This window comes from Lysobacter enzymogenes, assembly GCF_017355525.1.
Taxonomy (GTDB): Bacteria; Pseudomonadota; Gammaproteobacteria; order Xanthomonadales; family Xanthomonadaceae; genus Lysobacter; species Lysobacter enzymogenes_C.
In genome coordinates this window covers 3,946,619-3,963,746 of record NZ_CP067395.1, presented here as the reverse complement: position 1 = coordinate 3,963,746, position 17,128 = coordinate 3,946,619, and the positions used below count along the sequence as shown (strand labels likewise).

Genomic DNA, 17,128 nt, shown 5'->3' with positions numbered 1-17,128 from the left:
CTAATAGGTCGCGGCCGGGCGGGGAAGCAAGAAAAAACCGTAACAAAATGTTTCTTCTAGTTAACTGATTGTTTTTACTAGCGTTAATGAGGCTGAATCAGCCAAAGCGAGAACAGGAAAGATCAAGACTTGCGCAAAAGTCAGCAAAGCATTGGATCCATGAAATCGCGCTTGGCAGTGAATATTCAGTACCAATCGACCGCACAGATGCTTCAACCACGTCACTGCCGTGGCGTGCGCCCGGCGCCGGCGCGAACCCGGCGCCCGGGCGAACCGGCTACCCTGTCGCGCCCCCTTTCCCGCGCCCGCCCATGCCGACCGCTCCCGCCGAAAACCGCTCGCCCGCGTTCGTGCCGCTGACCCTGTCCACGCTGGTGTTCGCGCTGTCCGGCGCGTTCGTGCTGGCCGCGGCGGCGTCCTCGCCGGCGACCCAGAGCGCGGGCATGGGCGCGGCGCAGTGGCTGTGTTCGATCGGCCTGTTGATCGGCACCGTCGCCGTCGTCGCCAGCGCGCTGACCGACCGCCGCGGCGTGCCGGCGCGGCCGTGGGCCTGCATCCTCGCCGCGCTGGTGCTGATCTTCGGCCTCGGCGTGCTGTGGTCGCTCGCGCAGGCGCCGCTGATGCAATCGCTGGGGCGGCGCTACAGCGTATCGGCGATGGGCGCGTGGGCCGCGGGCTTCGGCGTGCTCAAGGTGGTGGCGGTGAACCTGGTCGCGTTGCCGCTGGCCTGGCGCCTGGCCGGGCGCGGCGCCGCGCCGGTGCTGTGGCAACCGTGGCAACGGCGCTTGATCGGCGCGCTGGTCGCGCTGAGCCTGGCCGCCGGCGTCGCCTTGCTGGTGCAGACCGTGGCCGCGGCGTTCACCACGCTCGGCGACGGCCAGCAGCGCGCCGGCATGAGCGTGGTCGGGCTCGGCATCGGCGCCGTGCACGGCCTGATCGCGCTGATCGCGCCGATGCGGCGCGGCTCCGGCGCGCTGCCGGCGCTGGCGTCGTCGTTGCTGACGCCGGTGCTGATCGTGCTCGGCTCGCTGCCGGCGATGCTCGGCGGCGAGCAGTGGGACATGGCCGGACGCATCACCATCGTGTTGCTGGTGCTGCTGTTCGCGCCGATCCTGTCGTGGCTGCTGGTGCGCTGGTGGCACGGGCGCGCGGCGCGGCGCTGAGCGCGCGGCGCGACGGAAAACAAACGGCCCGCGATGCGGGCCGTTTGTTTTTGCGCGGTCTGCGATGCGATCAATACACGGCCAGATCGCCGCAGCCGCCGCTGAACTTGTCCATGCCCTCGACGCTGATGTCGACCGACTGCATGTGCTTGTTGTCGCCGTCGTCGATGCATTCCTTGCGGCTGATCTCGATCGTCATCGGCTTGGCCCCGTCCTTGGTCTGCAACTCGCCGCTGAGCACGATCAGCGTGCTCGGCGCATCGGCCGGCTGACCGTTGTAGCGCGCGGTGCCGCTGGCCTTTTCGCTGCCGCTGCCCCAGGTCAGATCGACCTTGTGGTTCATCTCGCCGGTGGCCTGGATATCCACGCTCCAGTGCTCGCCGAAGCCCTTGAACGCCGGCACCGGGCTGAGCTTGCCGACCTGGTCGGCGCCGATCTTGGCCGACGGCGTCGTCGCCGGTTCGGGTTGTGCGGCCGGTTCGGCGGTGGCGGCCGGCGCGACCTCGGCGGCCGGCGTCGCGGCGGCGTCCTTGGCTTTGTCCGGTGCGGTGCACGCGGCGAGGAAGGCGAGCGAAGCGATCGCGGCGAGGGGCGTCAGGCGCATGGGAACTCCTTGGTGGCGGTTACGCCCGGTGCGGGCGGCCTCGTTGTAACGCGAGGCGGGTGCAGGAGGGGTCAATGGTGCGGGATTTGGTTCAGTTAGCGAACGCGGCGAAGTGTCGGGCAACGAGAACGCTTGGATTCGCTGTTTTCGCTAGGTAGTCAGCGCGAACAGCAGACACGGCCGGCTGTCGTCTCTGCTGTTGCCGTTGCTTTTCGCTCCCCCCGCCGTCCCGAACTCGCCACAGGCAAACAGAGACCCGAAGGGCGCGCGCATGGATGCGCGCGTGCGGGACCGGGCCAGGATGGCCCTTGTCCCGCATCCCTGCGCAAGCCACGAACGATAGTGGCTCTTGATTCGAAACAGGGAAAGCGCCTTTCTTTGGTTACTTTCTTTGGCAAGACAAAGAAAGTGACCCGGCCGCTTGCGGACGGAAGCTTTGGATTTCCGCTTGTCGTCACTCGTTGTTGCGATATCCGAAGAGGGTTCGTATCCGACTGTAGGAGCGACGCAAGTCGCGACCGCGAAAACGCAATCACGACGCAACCTACGCAACAGTTGCGCTGAGGCGGCAGGAGAGCAAAAGCAGCGGCTACAACAACACGGATTCCGGCTTTCGCCGGAACAACGCAGCGAAGGTCATGCGGCTTGCGCAGCTACGTCGAGCGCGCTCAGCTACGCAACCCGACGCCGCGCTTGAGCAACCACAAACCCAGCGACGACAACGCCACCACGAACGCCAGCATCAACGCATACGCGACCCACAACGGCACGTCGCTGCTGCCGAGCAATCCGTAGCGGAACGCATTGACCATGTAGAAGATCGGATTGGCGTGCGTCGCCGCCTCCGCCCACGCCGGCAACAGCTTGACCGAATAGAACACGCCGCCCAGATACGTCAGCGGAGTCAGGATGAAGGTCGGCACGATCGCCACGTCGTCGAACTTCTTCGCATACACCGCGTTGATGAAGCCCGCCAGCGAGAAGATCGTCGCGCCCAGCAGCACCGTGGTGAAGGTCACCAGCGGATGCGGGATGCGCACGGTGGTGAAGCACATCGCGATCAGCAGCACGATCGCGCCGACCATGATGCCGCGCAGCACCGCGCCGGCGACGTAGCCCCACAGGATCACCCAGTTCGGCATCGGGCTGACCAGCAGCTCCTCGACATGGCGGCCGAACTTGGCGCCGAAGAAACTCGAGGAGATGTTGCCGTAGCTGTTCTGGATCACGCTCATCATCACCAGGCCCGGGACGATGAACTCCATGTAGGTGTAGCCGCCCATATCGCCGATGCGCGAGCCGATCAGGCCGCCGAAGATCAGGAAGTACAGGGTCATGGTGATCGCCGGCGGCACCAGGGTCTGGCCCCAGATGCGCAGGATGCGCGCGACTTCGCGGCGCACGATGGTGCCCAGCGCGGTCAGGTTGCGGCGCGCGGGCGAAATCTCGGCGCTCGGCGCGGGTTGGGTCTGGCTGCTCATGCGGCGCTCCCGGTGGCGGCGGCGGAAGGCGGTGCGATCATGCGCACGAACAGCTCCTCCAGGCGGTTGGACTTGGTCCGCATCGAACGCACCCGGATGCCGGCCTCGCCGAGCGCGGCGAACACGCGGTTGAGGTCCATCGCGCGCGGCATTTCCAGATCGAGCGTGTGGTCATCGGCGGCCAGCAGGGTCGCGCCTTCGATCTGCGGCAGCGCGGCCGGCAGCACGCCGTCGATGTCGAGCAGGAAGCCTTCCACGTCGAGCATCGCCAGCAGCGCTTTCATCGGGCCCTGCTGGACGATGCGGCCCTGGTCGATGATCGCCAGGTTGCGGCACAGGCTCTCGGCTTCTTCCAGGTAATGCGTGGTCAGGATGATCGTGGTGCCCGCGGCGTTGATCTCGCGCAGGGTCTTCCACATGCCGCGGCGGATTTCGATGTCGACGCCGGCGGTGGGTTCGTCGAGGATCAGCAGGCGCGGCCGGGTCATCATCGCCCGCGCGATCATCAGCCGGCGCTTCATGCCGCCCGACAGCGTGCGGCTCATCTTGTCGGCCTTGTCCCACAGCTGCGCGCGCTTGAGTTCCTCCTCGGCGCGCGCCAGCGCTTGCGCGCGCGGCACGCCGTAGAAGCCGGCGTAGTTGACCAGGATGTCGAGCGGCTTCTCGAACATGTTGAAGTTGATTTCCTGCGGCACCAGGCCGATCAGCCGCATCGCCGCGTCGCGCCGGCGCTGCAGGTCGGTGCCGAAGATCTCGACCGAGCCGTCGCTGAGGTTGACCAGCGAACTGACGATGCCGATCAGGGTCGACTTGCCGGCGCCGTTGGGGCCGAGCAGGGCGAAGAAGTCGCCTTCGGCGACGTCCAGGGACACGCCCTTGAGCGCCTGCACGTTGTTGTCGTAGGTCTTGCGCAGGTCGCGCACGCGCAAGGCGGGCACGGCGGCGGCGGGGGAACCGACCGTGGCGGGGACGGCCGCGGCGCTGCTGGCCGTGGCGGACCGGGGGCCCGTGGCGGGGGCCGTTGGCTGGGTCATTGCGTGAGGGTCTCGGTCGCTGGCCGCGGGCCTCGCGGCGAATGGCTTAGTATAGGCGGCCGCGTGGCGGCACTCCGGCCACAGACTGTTGCGGACGCCCCGATTGCGGCGGCGCGAAAGCGCCCGGCCCGCCCGGAGTTTGCGCAGCCGGTCGCTTCGCCCGCCCCTGCGGCACGGCCGACCCCCTTTCCGCGCCCGGCTCCGGCCGGGCGCTCAGCGAGAACTCCGTCGAATGAAGCAATTCCCGCTCAAGCTCGTCTCGCGCCGCATGCTGGCGCCGACCGTGGGCCATTACGTGCTTCAGCGCGACGACGGCGAACCGCTGGACTACATCCCCGGACAATTCATCCAGGTCCACTTCCAGTACGCCGACGGCACCGCGACCAAGCGCAGCTATTCGCTGGCGACGATCCACGACCATGCGATGGGCCCGGGCGAAACCGTCGAGATCGCGGTCAGCTACGTCGCCGGCGGCGCTGCCACCGCGCTGTTCGAAGGCCTGCGCGAAGGCGAGGCGGTCCAGGCCAGCGGCCCGTTCGGGCGCTTCTGCCTGATGCCGGCCGACGCCAACCGCCGCTACCTGCTGATCGCCACCGGCACCGGCGTGACCCCGTACCGGGCGATGCTGCCGCAGCTGGAACGGCAGATCCGCGAACGCGGTATCCAGGTCGTGCTGCTGTTCGGCGCGCGCACCCCGGAAGAACTGCTGTACGGCGACGAGTTCCGCGCGTTCGCCGAGCGCGTGCCGGGCTTCCGCTTCGTGCCGTGCTTCTCGCGCGAGCTGCCGGCCGACCCGCATCCGGACGTGCGCCACGGTTATGTGCAGCAGTTCCTGGCCGAGTTCGCGCCCGACGGCAACGGCGACATCGCTTATCTGTGCGGCAATCCGAACATGGTCGACGCCTGTTTCGAGGCGTTGAAGGGGTATGGGTTGGCGGTGCCGCAGATCCGGCGCGAGAAGTACGTTTCGTCGAAGTAAGGGCGCGGCGGCGGGTACAAGGGCGTCGGGCCTGAAGGCCCGCTCACAAGCGCCGGCAGGCCATCGGGCTTCGGCTGTTGTGGGAGAGCCTTCAGACGCGCCGCTTTCGGCCCAGCCGCAGCGCGGCCCGACAGCCGTTGAAAGATTCACCGCGCCGGGCGGTCACATTCTTCCCGCCACCGGGGTCTGTCATTCTTGCAGGCGAAACCGCCTGGCGACGAGACCACGCAACATGCCCATCGATTGCAAGCACCCCCGGCCGCTGCGCGCGGCCATCGCGCTGGCCGCCGCGTTCGCGGCCCTGGCGCTGGCCGGCTGCGACAGCAACGCCGGCGGCGGCAACGGCGGCGCGCTCAAGCGCCGCTACGGCGCGATCGCGTTCGAACCCTGCACCCTGGCCTCGCCGTTCGCGACCGGCACCATCGCGGCCCAGTGCGCACGCTTCCAGGTGCCGGAGAACCACGCCCAGCCCAACGGCCGCAAGATCGAGCTCAACCTGGCCTGGCTGCCGTCGACCGACAGCGCCGCGGCCGAGGACGATCCGGTGTTCTTCCTCGCCGGCGGCCCCGGCCAGGCCGCGACCGCGTCGTGGCCGCTGGTCGACGCGGCGTTCCGCGACGTGCGCAAGCGCCGCAACATCGTGCTGGTCGATCAGCGCGGCACCGGCAAGTCGACCCCGCTGACCTGCGCCGAGGCGGTGCCGCAGGACGACGACGGCCAGAACGAGGCCGCGCAGATGGCCGCCGCGACCGAGGCGGTGCGCCGCTGCGCGCAGCACCTCAAGGTCGATGCGCGCTACTTCACCACCACCGACGCGATCGCCGACCTCGACGCGGTGCGCGCGGCGATCGGCGCGGCCAAGGTCGACCTGGTCGGCGTGTCCTACGGCACCCGCGTGGCCCAGCAGTACGCCGGACGTTATCCGCAGCACACCCGCGCGGTGGTGCTCGACGGCGTCGCGCCGAACGAACTGGTGCTCGGCAGCGAACACGCGCGCAACCTCGACAACGCGCTGGCCCAGCAGTTCAAGCTGTGCCAGCAGACGCCGGCCTGCCGCGCGCGCTTCGGCGCCGAGCCGCGCGAGCAGCTGCGCCGGCTGATGGCGCGGCTGCAGGCCAACCCGGTCGAAGTCGACTACCGCGACCCGTCGACCGGCGAGCCGCGCCGCGAACGCATCAGCGCCGGCCACGTGGCGATGCTCACGCGGATGTTCTCGTACCAGCCCGAAGCCGCCTCGCTGCTGCCGCTGGTGCTGTCGGAAGCCGACCAGGGCCGCTACGCGCCGCTGCTGGCGCTGTCGAAGATGATCGGCGGCCAGCTCAGCGAGGAACTCAACTACGGCATGCAGCTGTCGGTGACCTGCGCCGAGGACGCCGACCTGTTCGTCGCCGATCCGGCCGACAAGGACACCGTGCTCGGCAACGCCATGACCGACGCGCTGACCGCGCAGTGCAAGGTCTGGCCGACCGGCACGCGGCCGAAGAATTTCCACGAACCGCTGCGCTCGGACCTGCCGGTGCTGCTGCTGTCGGGCGAACTCGATCCGGTGACGCCGCCGCGCTACGGCGAGCAGGTGCTCAAGCATCTGCCGAACGGCCGCCATCTGGTGCTGCGCGGCCAGGGCCACGGCGCGCTGCGGGTCGGCTGCACGCCGAAGCTGCTCGGCCAGTTCCTGGAAAGCGGCGACGCCAAGAAGCTCGATGCGCGCTGCCTGGATACGCTGGGTTACGTGCCGCCGTTCGTTTCCTTCACCGGGTGGGAGCCGTAGGAGCCGGGAATCGGGAATGGGGAACAGGGAATCGAGAAGGCGCGCCGCATCGCGCTGGTCTGCTTCCCTCGCTGCTTGGCGCGCCCCGTTGCCTTTGCCGACTGCCGATTCTCCATTCCCCATTCGCGACCAGAAGCCATGATCACCGCCCACGACCTGCATAAATCCTTCAAGACCAAGACCGGCACCGTCGATGCCGTGCAAGGCGTCGATTTCGAAGCGCGCGACGGCGAAATCACCGGGCTGCTCGGCCCCAACGGCGCCGGCAAGACCACCACCTTGCGCATGCTCTACACCCTGATGCGTCCCGACCGCGGCGAAGTGCGCGTGGACGGCGTCGACGCGGCCAAGGACCCGGCCGCGGTGCGCCGCGCGCTCGGCGTGCTGCCGGACGCGCGCGGCGTGTACAAGCGCCTGACCGCGCGCGAGAACATCGCCTACTTCGGCGAACTGCACGGCCTGAGCCGCGCCCAGATCGAACGGCGCACCGCCGAGCTGGCGCGCGCGCTCGACATGGGCGACATCCTCGACCGCCAGACCGAAGGCTTCTCGCAAGGCCAGCGCACCAAGACCGCGATCGCCCGCGCGCTGGTGCACGACCCGCGCAACGTGATCCTGGACGAACCCACCAACGGCCTGGACGTGATGACCACCCGCGCGATGCGCGGCTTTTTGCGCGGACTGCGCGAGGAAGGACGCTGCGTGATCTTCTCCAGCCACATCATGCAAGAGGTGGCGGCGCTGTGCGACCGCGTCGTCATCATCGCCAAGGGCCAAGTAGTGGCCGCCGGCAGCGCCGACGAACTGCGCGCGCAGACCGGCGAGGACAATCTGGAAGACGCCTTCGTCAAGGCGATCGGCAGCGACGAGGGCCTGCACGCATGAACGTCAATCCCTTCGCCGCGTTCTGGTCGGTGGTGCGCAAGGAACTGCTCGACATCTCGCGCGACCGCCGCACCCTCGCGATCACCTTGCTGATGGGCCCGCTGCTGTATCCGCTGCTGATGCTGGGCATGGGCTCGCTGGCCGAGAACCGCGCCCGCACCCAGCTCGACAACGCGCTCAAAGTGCCGGTGGTCGGCGCCGAACGCGCGCCGAACCTGATCAAGTTCCTCGCCACCCAGAACATCGTCGCGGTGCCGGCGCCGAAGGACCTCGACGCGGCGGTGCAGAGCCAGGACCACGACGTCGGCCTGATCGTCTCGGCCGACTTCGCCAAGGACTGGAAGGCCGGGCAGCCGGCGCTGGTGGAGATCGTGCAGGACAGCACCCGCCGCGACGCCGACATTCCGGCGCGGCGCCTGCACGCGGCGCTGGAAGGCTACAGCCGCCAGGTCGGCGCGCTGCGGCTGCTGGCGCGCGGCATTTCCGCCAGCGTGGTCCAGCCGGTCAACGTCGCCGACCGCGACGTCGCCACCGCCGAGGCCAAGCGCGGCCTGATCCTGTCGGCGCTGCTGCCGTACCTGCTGATCATGACCTCGTTCGCCGGCGGCGCCTTCCTGATCATCGACGCCACGGCCGGCGAGCGCGAACGCCAGTCGCTGGAGCCGCTGCTGGCCACGCCGGCGCCGCGCGCGGCGATCGTCAGCGGCAAGATCGCCGCAGCCTGCGTGCTCGGCCTGTTCTCGCTGCTGCTGACCTTGCTGGCGTTCAAGCTCAGCGCGCAGATGAGCAGCGGGGTCGGGCGCATGCTCGACGTGAGCCTGTACTCGATCGGCAAGATGCTGCTGATCCTGCTGCCGATGTCGTTCATCGGCACCGCGCTGCTGACCTATCTGTCGGCCGCGGCCAAGAGCCTGAAGGAAGCGCAGAGCCACGTGACCTGGCTGATGCTGCTGCCGCTGCTGCCGACCTTCGTGCTGATGGTCAACCCGCTCAAGACCCAGCTGTGGCAGTTCGCGGTCCCGTTCCTGGCGCAGAACCAGCTGCTGCTGAAGGTGATCCGCGGCGAGGCGATCAACGGCCAGATCTGGGCGATGTACCTGGCCTGCGGCTTCGGCCTGGCGGCGCTGCTGTGGATCGCCGCGGTGCGCCGCTACAACAACGAGCGGCTGGCGATTTCGGGCTGAGCGCTGCGGGCGCCCCGTCGTGCGAGAGCCCTCCTTCGGGAGGGCTCCCATGCGAGGGCCTTCAGGCCCGACGCTGTTTTTCCGGCCGCGGATCCAGCAACGATCGGCGTCGCCGGGCTCAGGCGGCAACGCAGGTCGCCCGGTAAAAAGAAAAACGAAGACCCGCGCAGGAAAACCAGTGCCTGCGCCTGTTTGCGTCGACCTAGTCCAGCGGCTCCAACGCGTCTTCGTGAACTTCCGTGGACGCGCCGTCTTCGTACTCGATCGAGTACACGACCCCTTGCGGAAAGTGTTCGAAATAGCTCCCGCTCGGCCGATCTTCGAAAACCCCGACAATCCATGCGACAGCACCGGGCCGCCACCTCTGGTCGACCCCGGCCATGACGCGAACCCTGTCGTCGTAATTAAAACGGCTCATATCGGTCCTGCGATCTCAAGCTGATCCGGCAACGCGGCCTTGCGGGAACGGCGCTAGCCGCGACCGCGACAACGCCGCTCCGCCGCAAGCAACGCCGCAGTTGCGTTGTCGCGGTCGCGGCTCGCGCCGCTCCTACAGTCGCAAGCGCAACCTTCGCGGTATAAAAAAGCCCGGCGCGAGCCGGGCTTTTTCGTTTCGCTTCGAATCGCCGCGGCGATCAACCGCCCGGGTTGAACCCGATCGTGCGGCGCGTGGTGACCGGCGCGGGCACCGGCTGGAAGCGCCACTTGCGCACCGCGTTGACCGCTTCGCGGTCGAACACGCGCGCCGGGTTGGCGCGGACCACGCGCGCGGCGGTGACCGAGCCGTCGGTGCCGACGGTGAACTCGACCTGGACCTCGCCGGAGGTGCCGGCGCGCAGCGCTTCGGGCGGGTAACGCGGCGCCGGCGTCGACACCGCGCGCAGGTCGCTCGCGGCGGCGGCCGGTGCGCTCGCGGCGGCCGGCGCCGGGGCCGGACGTTCCGGCGCGGCGGCGGTCGGCGCGGCGCGCTGTTCGGCCGCACGCTGTTCGGCGGCGCGTTGCTCGGCGGCGCGCTGGGTCGCGGCCTGGCGTTCGGCGGCCTGCTGGGTCGCCAGCTGCTGCGCGGCCTGCTGCTGCTGTTGCTGCTGCTGGGCCAGGCGCTGCTTCTCCAGCTCGGCCTGCTTGCGGGTCTGTTCCTCGGCGGTCAGCTTTTCCTGCTCGGCGCGCTTGGTCACCGCCTGCTGGGCGCTGGCGATGGAGGCCTTGAGCCGGGCCAACGCCGGGTGCTGGCCGTCGGCGCGTTCGATCAGCGCCGACAGGCGCTGGGCTTCGCTGAAATCCTCGCGGCCGATGCTCTGCTCGGTGGCGATCACGGTCATCGGCAGCAGGTCGGTCAGCGCGCTGGAGGCCACCGCATCGGCCGGCGCCTTCTCGCGCAGGGCCAGGTAGTACTCCACCGCGTTGTCTTCGGCCGGCGCGTACAGACGGTTTTCCGCGTACGCCTTGCGCGCGGCGTCGCGCAGTTGCTCGACCGTCAGCGCCGAGACCTTGGCCGACACGGCGTTTCCGGCGTTCACCGCCGGCGCGCTCGCGCTCGGCGCGGCCTGCTCCGGCGCGGCCGGGGCGGCTTCTTCTTTCTTACCGCAGGCCGCCAGCGCGCATCCGAGCGCGAACACGGCGGACAACTGCTTTACGGCGGACAGCCGGCTGTAATGCCGGTCGTTATTGGCGATCATCGATAAAAGCTCCCCTGAAGTACGCGAGTCCCCGTCCGATACGGGGCCGGGCGCACGCCGGATAGAACGCGCTAGCGGGCCGCGTTTGTCAAGCGTTCAGGTTGCCGCGGCCCGCCGCGATGGGCGTCAGACCCCGAGTGTGCCATCCATCGCGGGCCGCACCGATACCGGGTGTGTCGGTTCGCAGCCACGTGCGCGACCGTCGCCACAGTTTTCGCCGGCCGCCGGACCGCGCCGGCGAACGGCCGTGCGCCGGCGGACGGAGCCTCGTCCGCTGCCCGGCGATGCCGTCGGCACGCCCGCCGGGCCGCGGTCGTCGACCGGGCCGCCCGTGGCGCGGCGTGCGGCCGGTCCGTCCGCAAGCGGCCTGGCGTTCGGCGCGGGACCGACCCGCCGCGGGTCTGCAGCGCAACCGCCGTGCTCTAGAATCGGCCGCACCACTGGCAGGAAGCGGAGCGGCGACATGAGCATTCTGGGTTTCATCAAGGGCGAGCTGCTGGAGATCATCGAGTGGACCGATGACTCGCGCGACACCCTCTCCTATCGCTTTCCCGACGACGACAAGGAGATCAAGAACGGCGCCCAGCTGATCGTGCGCGAGTCGCAGCAGGTCCAGTTCGTCGCCGCCGGCCAGTACGCCGACCTGTTCGGCCCCGGCAAGCACACCCTCCAGACCGAGAACATCCCGGTCCTGTCGACGATCCTGGGCTGGAAGTACGGCTTCGAATCGCCGTTCAAGTGCGACGTCTACTTCCTCAACACGCGCTTGTTCACCGGCAACAAGTGGGGCACCGCCAACCCGGTGATGATGCGCGACGCCGACTTCGGCGTGGTCCGCCTGCGCGCGTTCGGCACCTACGATTTCCGCATCGTCGACCCGCCGAAGTTCCTCAAGGAAGTCGCCGGCACCGACCAGAATTTCCGCCTCGACGAATTCGCCGACACCATGCGTTCGCGCATCGTCAGCGTGTTCACCGAGGCGCTGGCGACCGCCAAGGTGCCGGCGCTGGACGTGGCCTCGCGCTACAGCGAACTCGGCGAGGCGCTGTTGCCGGTCATCAATCCGGCGATGACCTCCAAGTACGGCATCGAGATCACCGCCTTCGTGCTGGAGAACGTGTCGGTGCCGCCGGACGTGGAGAAGGCGATCGATGCGCGTTCGAGCATGGGCGCGGTCGGCAACCTCAACGACTACGTCAAGTTCCAGATGGGCAGCGCGATGGGCCAGGGCGGCGACGCCTCGGCCGCGGTGCCGGCGCAGATGGCGGTCGGTTTCGGCATCGCCCAGGAAATGATGCGCGGCATGTCGGGCGCGCCGGGCGCGGGCTCGGCGCCGGCGCAAGCCGCGGCGCCCGCCGCGGCCGCGGGACTGGAAGTGCTGACGCCCGAACAGGCCGCCGCCACGCTCGGCGTCTCGGTCGAGGACGTGATGGCCGCGATCGCGTCCGGCGATCTGAAGGCGCGCAAGATCGGCAACGCCACCCGCATCGCCAAGAGCGCGCTCGAAGAATTCCTGCGCGGCTGATGGACAACGCCACCGTCGGAAAACATCCCTGCCCGGAGTGCGGCGGGGATCTGCAATGGAACGCGTCCAAGCAGGCGCTGGCGTGTCCGTACTGCGGCACCGTGGTGCCGTGGACGCAGGCGCAGGAAAGCCAGGGCCTGCAAGTGGTGCAGGAACTGGACCTGGCGCGCGCGCTGTCCGAACACCCCGGCGAACAACGCGGCTACGCCGACGACGGCGCGCCGCGCGAGGTGCAGTGCCAAAGCTGCAAGGCGATCTCGGTGTTCGTCGACGGCAAGGTCGCGCAGCGCTGCGAGTTCTGCGGCTCGCCGTCGATCATCGACCACCAGTCGCTCGGCGATGCGATCACCCCGCAAAGCCTGCTGCCGTTCAAGCTCAGCGACGGCCAGGTGCGCGACGCGATCCGCAAGTGGTACGGCACGCGCTGGTTCGCGCCGAACCGGCTCAAGCGCGCGGCGCTGACCGACACGCTCAAGGGCGTGTACCTGCCGTACTGGACCTTCGACGCGCACGTGGCCGCGCGCTGGACCGCCGAGGCCGGCTATCACTATTACGAGACCCAGAGCTACACCGAGAACGGCGAGCGCAAGACCCGGCAGGTGCAGCGCACGCGCTGGGAATCCGCGTCCGGCGCGTTGCAGCACTTCTTCGACGACGAACTGGTGCCGGGCACGGTCGGCGTGCACGCCGGCCTGCTCGAACGGATCGGTTCGTTCCCGACCACCACCGACCTGAAGCCGTATTCGCCCGAGTTCGTGCGCGGCTGGCTGGTCGAGCGCTATCAGGTCGACCTGCGCCGCGCCGCGCAGATCGGGCAGGCGCAGATGGAAGCGCAGACCCGCAGCCTGTGTTCGGCGCAGGTCCCCGGCGACACCCAGCGCAACCTGCAGGTCGACGCCGATTTCAGCGGCCGCACCTTCAAGCACGTGCTGGTGCCGGTGTGGCTGGTCAGCTACACCTACGGCTCGCGCAGCTATCAGGTGCTGGCCAACGGCTACACCGGCGCGCTGGCCGGCGAGCGGCCCTACAGCTGGGTCAAGATCTTCTTCGCCGGGTTGGCCGCGGCGATCGCACTGCTGGTGCTGATGGCGGTGTTCGGCGGCAACCGCTGAGTTATCCACAAACGCGGTTTATCCACAGACTCGACGGCGATCGGGCACGAGCGCGAGGTCGCCGAGGCTGTGGATAAGCCTTTGTGGATAACTGGAACCCCATCTATAGCCTTGTCCTGACTGGCTTTCGGGAGATTTATCCGAGCGCTGTCCCGTGCTTATCCACAGCGCTCCCCCGTTTCTATCCTTGACTTCCAGTCAAATGTAATTCGATAAAAACTGCGTTTTTCCGCAAAGCCCAGGCGCCGACACTGCGCATCCCGAATCGCCCGATTCCCCGGATGCCCGCCATGCCCCTCGCCCTGTTGGCCCTGACCCTCGGCGCCTTCGCCATCGGCACCACCGAGTTCGTCATCGTCGGCCTGATCCCGACCCTCGCCGCCGACCTGCGCGTCGACCTGCCCGCGGCCGGCCTGCTGGTCAGCCTGTACGCGCTCGCGGTCGCGATCGGCGCGCCGCTGCTGACCGCGCTGACCGGCCGGGTGCCGCGCAAGGCGCTGCTGGTCGCGCTGATGGCCTTGTTCACCGCCGGCAACCTGCTCGCCTGGCTGGCCCCGGGCTACGCCACCCTGATCCTCGCCCGCGTGCTGACCGGCCTCGCCCACGGCGTGTTCTTCTCGGTCGGCTCGATCATCGCCACCGGCCTGGTGCCGAAGGAAAAAGCCGCCAGCGCCATCGCCACGATGTTCAGCGGCATGACCGTGGCCTTCGTCACCGGCATTCCGCTCGGCACCTTCCTCGGTCAGCACTTCGGCTGGCGCGCGACCTTCCTCGCGGTCGCCGGGTTCGGCCTGGTCGCGCTGATCGGCAGCGCGCTGTTCGTACCCCAGCGCATCGCCCACAGCGAACCTGCGCCGCTGCGCAAGCAGGCCGCCTTGCTGCTGCAACCGCGCCTGCTGCTGGTCTACGCGATGACCGCGGTCGGCTACGGCGGCTCGCTGATCGCCTTCACCTTTCTCGCCCCGATCCTGCAGGACATCGCCGGCCTCAGCCCGAACATGGTCGGCGCGGTGTTGCTGGCCTACGGCGTGTCGGTCGCGGTCGGCAACGTCTGGGGCGGGCGGCTGGCCGACCGCCGCGGCCCGGTCGCCGCGCTGAAGATCATCTTCGCGCTGCTCGCCGCGGTGCTGCTGGCGCTGAGCTTCACCGCGCACAGCCCGTGGCTGGTGGTATTGACCGCCTTGGCCTGGGGCGCGGTCGCGTTCGGCAACGTGCCCGGCCTGCAGGTGTACGTGGTCAAGCAGGCGCAGCGTTATGCGCCGCAGGCGGTCGACACCGCCGCCGGTTTCAACATCGCCGCGTTCAACCTCGGCGTCGCCGGCGGCGCGTGGGCCGGCGGACAAGTCGTCGCCCACCTCGGCCTCGCGCATACGCCGTGGATCGCCGCGCTGGTGGTGCTGGCCGCGTTCGGCCTGACCGCGCTGAGCGGCCGCCTGGACCGCCGCGACGGCGTCGCCGACCGTGCCGACGGCATTGCCGTCGCCGCGCACTGAATTCTTCCCCCGCTTTCTTTCGGAGATATCCACATGAATGTTCCTGCCTTCGGCCTCGGCACTTTCCGCCTCAAGGGCCAGACCGTCGTCGATTCCGTCCGCACCGGCCTGGAGCTGGGCTACCGCGCCGTCGACACCGCGCAGATCTACGGCAACGAAGCCGAGGTCGGCCAAGCGGTCGCGGACAGCGGCGTGGCCCGCGGCGAGGTCTACCTGACCACCAAGATCTGGATCGACAACCTCTCGCGCGACCGGCTTATCCCCAGCTTGCGCGAAAGCCTTGCCAAGCTGCGCACCGATTACGTCGACCTGACCTTGATCCACTGGCCGTCGCCGGACGACGCCGTGCCGGTGGAAGAATTCATGGCCGCGCTGGCGCAAGCGCGCGACGAAGGTCTGACTCGTGCGATCGGCGTTTCCAACTTCAACATCGCGCTGATGCAGCGCGCGATCGCTGCGGTCGGCGCCGACGCCCTCGCGACCAATCAGGTCGAACTGCATCCGTACCTGCAGAACCGCAAGCTCGCGCGGTTCGCGCGAGAGGCGGGGATCGCGCTGACGTCGTACATGACCTTGGCTTACGGCAAGGTGTTGAGCGACCCGGCGCTTGTGGATATCGCCGCCAAGCATCGCGCCACGCCCGCGCAGGTGGCGTTGGCCTGGGCGATGCAGCTGGGCTATGCGGTCATTCCGTCTTCGACCAAGCGCGAGAATCTGGCCGGCAATCTGCTGGCGGTGTCGCTGCGCTTGGACGATGAGGACATGCAGCGCATCGCGGCGCTGGATCGCGGCGAACGGCTGACCGATCCGGACGGATTGGCGCCGGCGTGGGATTGAGGCGGTGGCGTCGTAGTTGAAATGTCGCGGTCGCGACTTGCGTCGCTCCTACAGAAGGCATGCGATCCACCTGTAGGAGCGGCGCAAGCCGCGACCGCCATCGCACACGCCCGCCGCGCAACCTTATCCACAGAACACTGCATCGGCGCCGCGACGCCTACGCTCGCGCGCGCCCGACTCCACCTCGTTCCCGACTTCCGCGAGATATCCCCATGTTGTTCGCCCCCCACCGCATCGGCGCGCTCGATCTTCCCAACCGCATCGTCATGCCGCCGATGACCCGCTCGCGCGCCGGCCGCGGCGAGGTCGCTACCGAACTGATGGCGCAGTACTACGCGCAACGCGCCGGCGCCGGCCTGATCGTCAGCGAAGGCACCCAGATCAGCCGCCAGGGCCAGGGCTACGCCTGGACCCCCGGCATCTACACGCCCGAACAGATCGCCGGCTGGCGCCGCGTCACCGACGCCGTGCACGCGGCGGGCGGGCGCATCTTCGCCCAGCTGTGGCACGTCGGCCGGGTCTCGCACGTCGCCTTGCAGGAAAACGGCGCCGCGCCGGTGTCCTCGTCGGCGTTGGTCGCCGAAGGCGTCAAAGTCTTCGTCGACGTCGAAGGCCGCGGGCCCGAAGCCGGCGTCGGCGAAATGGTCCAGCACTCCGCGCCGCGCGCGCTGCACCGCGATGAGATCGCCGCGATCGTCGCCGACTACGCCCAGGCCGCGCGCAACGCCGTCGCCGCCGGCTTCGACGGCATCGAGCTGCACGGCGCCAACGGCTACCTCATCAACCAGTTCATCGACTCGCAGGCCAACGCGCGCGACGACGAGTACGGCGGTTCGTTGCCGAACCGCCTGCGCTTTCTGCGCGAAGTCGCGCAAGCCGTGACCGATGCGATCGGCGCCGAACGCGTCGGCGTGCGCCTGGCGCCGCTGACCACGCTGCAAGGCGCGGTCGACGACACGCCGCAGGCGACCTACCTCGCCGCCGCGAAACTGCTCGACGATATCGGCGTCGCCTACCTGCACATCGCCGAAGCCGACTGGGACGACGCGCCCAGCATGCCCGACGCGTTCCGCGACGCCTTGCGCCTGATCTACTGCGGCACGCTGATCTACTCGGGCAAGTACGACAAGGCCCGCGCCGAACATGCGCTCGCGCGCGGCTGGGCCGACCTGATCGGCTTCGGCCGGCCGTTCATCGCCAATCCGGACCTGCCGGAGCGGTTGCGGCGGGATTTGCCGTTGAACGAGGGCGATCGCTCGCGTTATTTCGGCGGTGGGGCGCAGGGTTATACGGATTATCCGCGCGCGGCGTGAGGGTGCGGCGGCGGTAGGGTCGTTGCGCCGTAGACGATGTGTCGTGGTCGCGGCTCGCGCCGCTCCTACAGGTA

General features: G+C 68.9%; 14 protein-coding genes. 10 read left to right on the top strand and 4 right to left on the bottom strand.

The window, feature by feature from the left end; all coding sequences use genetic code 11:
- Positions 1–311: 311 nt before the first annotated feature.
- Positions 312–1,163, top strand: coding sequence for a hypothetical protein (locus tag JHW38_RS16660; protein ID WP_207522446.1), 852 nt, complete (start codon positions 312–314; stop codon positions 1,161–1,163).
- 70 nt (positions 1,164–1,233) lie between these two features.
- On the opposite strand, the gene JHW38_RS16655 is transcribed toward JHW38_RS16660, so the two are convergent.
- The 3 genes from JHW38_RS16655 to JHW38_RS16645 form a co-directional block, all read right to left on the bottom strand.
- Positions 1,234–1,767, bottom strand: coding sequence for a hypothetical protein (locus tag JHW38_RS16655; RefSeq protein ID WP_207522445.1), 534 nt, complete (start codon positions 1,765–1,767; stop codon positions 1,234–1,236).
- A 668-nt stretch (positions 1,768–2,435) separates the two neighbouring features.
- On the bottom strand, positions 2,436–3,248 hold the full coding sequence (locus JHW38_RS16650) for an ABC transporter permease (RefSeq protein ID WP_207522444.1): 813 nt from the start codon (positions 3,246–3,248) through the stop codon (positions 2,436–2,438).
- The gene (locus JHW38_RS16645; RefSeq protein WP_242691412.1) at positions 3,245–4,171 is read right to left on the bottom strand and encodes an ABC transporter ATP-binding protein; all 927 of its coding nucleotides are present in this window, start codon (positions 4,169–4,171) and stop codon (positions 3,245–3,247) included. Before JHW38_RS16645 ends, JHW38_RS16650 begins: the two co-directional genes overlap by 4 nt.
- 343 nt (positions 4,172–4,514) lie before the next feature.
- Between JHW38_RS16645 and JHW38_RS16640 the strand changes: the two genes are divergently transcribed.
- The 4 genes from JHW38_RS16640 to JHW38_RS16625 all read left to right on the top strand — a co-directional run bounded on the left by JHW38_RS16640 (position 4,515) and on the right by JHW38_RS16625 (position 9,098).
- On the top strand, positions 4,515–5,261 hold the full coding sequence (locus JHW38_RS16640) for a ferredoxin--NADP reductase (RefSeq protein ID WP_207522442.1): 747 nt from the start codon (positions 4,515–4,517) through the stop codon (positions 5,259–5,261).
- A gap of 232 nt (positions 5,262–5,493) precedes the next feature.
- Positions 5,494–7,029: an alpha/beta hydrolase gene (locus JHW38_RS16635; protein ID WP_207522441.1), complete on the top strand. Its 1,536-nt coding sequence runs from the start codon at positions 5,494–5,496 to the stop codon at positions 7,027–7,029.
- 138 nt (positions 7,030–7,167) lie between these two features.
- Positions 7,168–7,914, top strand: coding sequence for an ATP-binding cassette domain-containing protein (locus JHW38_RS16630; protein WP_207522440.1), 747 nt, complete (start codon positions 7,168–7,170; stop codon positions 7,912–7,914).
- Positions 7,911–9,098 (top strand): ABC transporter permease, encoded by a 1,188-nt coding sequence (locus tag JHW38_RS16625; protein WP_207522439.1) that lies wholly within the window; start codon positions 7,911–7,913, stop codon positions 9,096–9,098. Before JHW38_RS16630 ends, JHW38_RS16625 begins: the two co-directional genes overlap by 4 nt.
- 635 nt (positions 9,099–9,733) lie before the next feature.
- On the opposite strand, the gene JHW38_RS16620 is transcribed toward JHW38_RS16625, so the two are convergent.
- On the bottom strand, positions 9,734–10,774 hold the full coding sequence (locus JHW38_RS16620) for an energy transducer TonB (protein ID WP_207522438.1): 1,041 nt from the start codon (positions 10,772–10,774) through the stop codon (positions 9,734–9,736).
- 463 nt (positions 10,775–11,237) lie between these two features.
- On the opposite strand from JHW38_RS16620, the gene JHW38_RS16615 reads away from it, so the two are divergent.
- The 5 genes from JHW38_RS16615 to JHW38_RS16595 all read left to right on the top strand — a co-directional run bounded on the left by JHW38_RS16615 (position 11,238) and on the right by JHW38_RS16595 (position 17,054).
- Positions 11,238–12,299, top strand: a complete 1,062-nt coding sequence (locus JHW38_RS16615) for an SPFH and helix-turn-helix domain-containing protein (RefSeq protein ID WP_207522437.1) — start codon at positions 11,238–11,240, stop codon at positions 12,297–12,299.
- Positions 12,299–13,411 (top strand): zinc ribbon domain-containing protein, encoded by a 1,113-nt coding sequence (locus JHW38_RS16610; RefSeq protein ID WP_207522436.1) that lies wholly within the window; start codon positions 12,299–12,301, stop codon positions 13,409–13,411. The genes JHW38_RS16615 and JHW38_RS16610 overlap by 1 nt, the downstream gene beginning before the upstream one ends.
- A 290-nt stretch (positions 13,412–13,701) precedes the next feature.
- Complete coding sequence (locus JHW38_RS16605; protein WP_207522435.1) at positions 13,702–14,904, top strand: MFS transporter; 1,203 nt, start codon at positions 13,702–13,704, stop codon at positions 14,902–14,904.
- 33 nt (positions 14,905–14,937) lie between these two features.
- Positions 14,938–15,741 (top strand): 2,5-didehydrogluconate reductase DkgB, encoded by an 804-nt coding sequence (dkgB, locus tag JHW38_RS16600; RefSeq protein WP_207522434.1) that lies wholly within the window; start codon positions 14,938–14,940, stop codon positions 15,739–15,741.
- A gap of 212 nt (positions 15,742–15,953) precedes the next feature.
- The gene (locus JHW38_RS16595) at positions 15,954–17,054 is read left to right on the top strand and encodes an alkene reductase (protein WP_207522433.1); all 1,101 of its coding nucleotides are present in this window, start codon (positions 15,954–15,956) and stop codon (positions 17,052–17,054) included.
- Positions 17,055–17,128 lie beyond the last annotated feature (74 nt).

What these genes read in the sequence shown, in the direction of transcription:
- JHW38_RS16630 (WP_207522440.1), top strand. Translation starts at nt 7,168, where the DNA reads ATGATCACCGCCCACGACCTGCATAAATCCTTCAAGACCAAGACCGGC.
- JHW38_RS16650 (WP_207522444.1), bottom strand. Translation starts at nt 3,248, where the DNA reads ATGAGCAGCCAGACCCAACCCGCGCCGAGCGCCGAGATTTCGCCCGCG.
- JHW38_RS16655 (WP_207522445.1), bottom strand. Translation starts at nt 1,767, where the DNA reads ATGCGCCTGACGCCCCTCGCCGCGATCGCTTCGCTCGCCTTCCTCGCC.
- JHW38_RS16660 (WP_207522446.1), top strand. Translation starts at nt 312, where the DNA reads ATGCCGACCGCTCCCGCCGAAAACCGCTCGCCCGCGTTCGTGCCGCTG.
- JHW38_RS16635 (WP_207522441.1), top strand. Translation starts at nt 5,494, where the DNA reads ATGCCCATCGATTGCAAGCACCCCCGGCCGCTGCGCGCGGCCATCGCG.
- JHW38_RS16625 (WP_207522439.1), top strand. Translation starts at nt 7,911, where the DNA reads ATGAACGTCAATCCCTTCGCCGCGTTCTGGTCGGTGGTGCGCAAGGAA.
- dkgB (WP_207522434.1), top strand. Translation starts at nt 14,938, where the DNA reads ATGAATGTTCCTGCCTTCGGCCTCGGCACTTTCCGCCTCAAGGGCCAG.
- JHW38_RS16615 (WP_207522437.1), top strand. Translation starts at nt 11,238, where the DNA reads ATGAGCATTCTGGGTTTCATCAAGGGCGAGCTGCTGGAGATCATCGAG.
- JHW38_RS16595 (WP_207522433.1), top strand. Translation starts at nt 15,954, where the DNA reads ATGTTGTTCGCCCCCCACCGCATCGGCGCGCTCGATCTTCCCAACCGC.
- JHW38_RS16620 (WP_207522438.1), bottom strand. Translation starts at nt 10,774, where the DNA reads ATGATCGCCAATAACGACCGGCATTACAGCCGGCTGTCCGCCGTAAAG.
- JHW38_RS16610 (WP_207522436.1), top strand. Translation starts at nt 12,299, where the DNA reads ATGGACAACGCCACCGTCGGAAAACATCCCTGCCCGGAGTGCGGCGGG.
- JHW38_RS16605 (WP_207522435.1), top strand. Translation starts at nt 13,702, where the DNA reads ATGCCCCTCGCCCTGTTGGCCCTGACCCTCGGCGCCTTCGCCATCGGC.
- JHW38_RS16640 (WP_207522442.1), top strand. Translation starts at nt 4,515, where the DNA reads ATGAAGCAATTCCCGCTCAAGCTCGTCTCGCGCCGCATGCTGGCGCCG.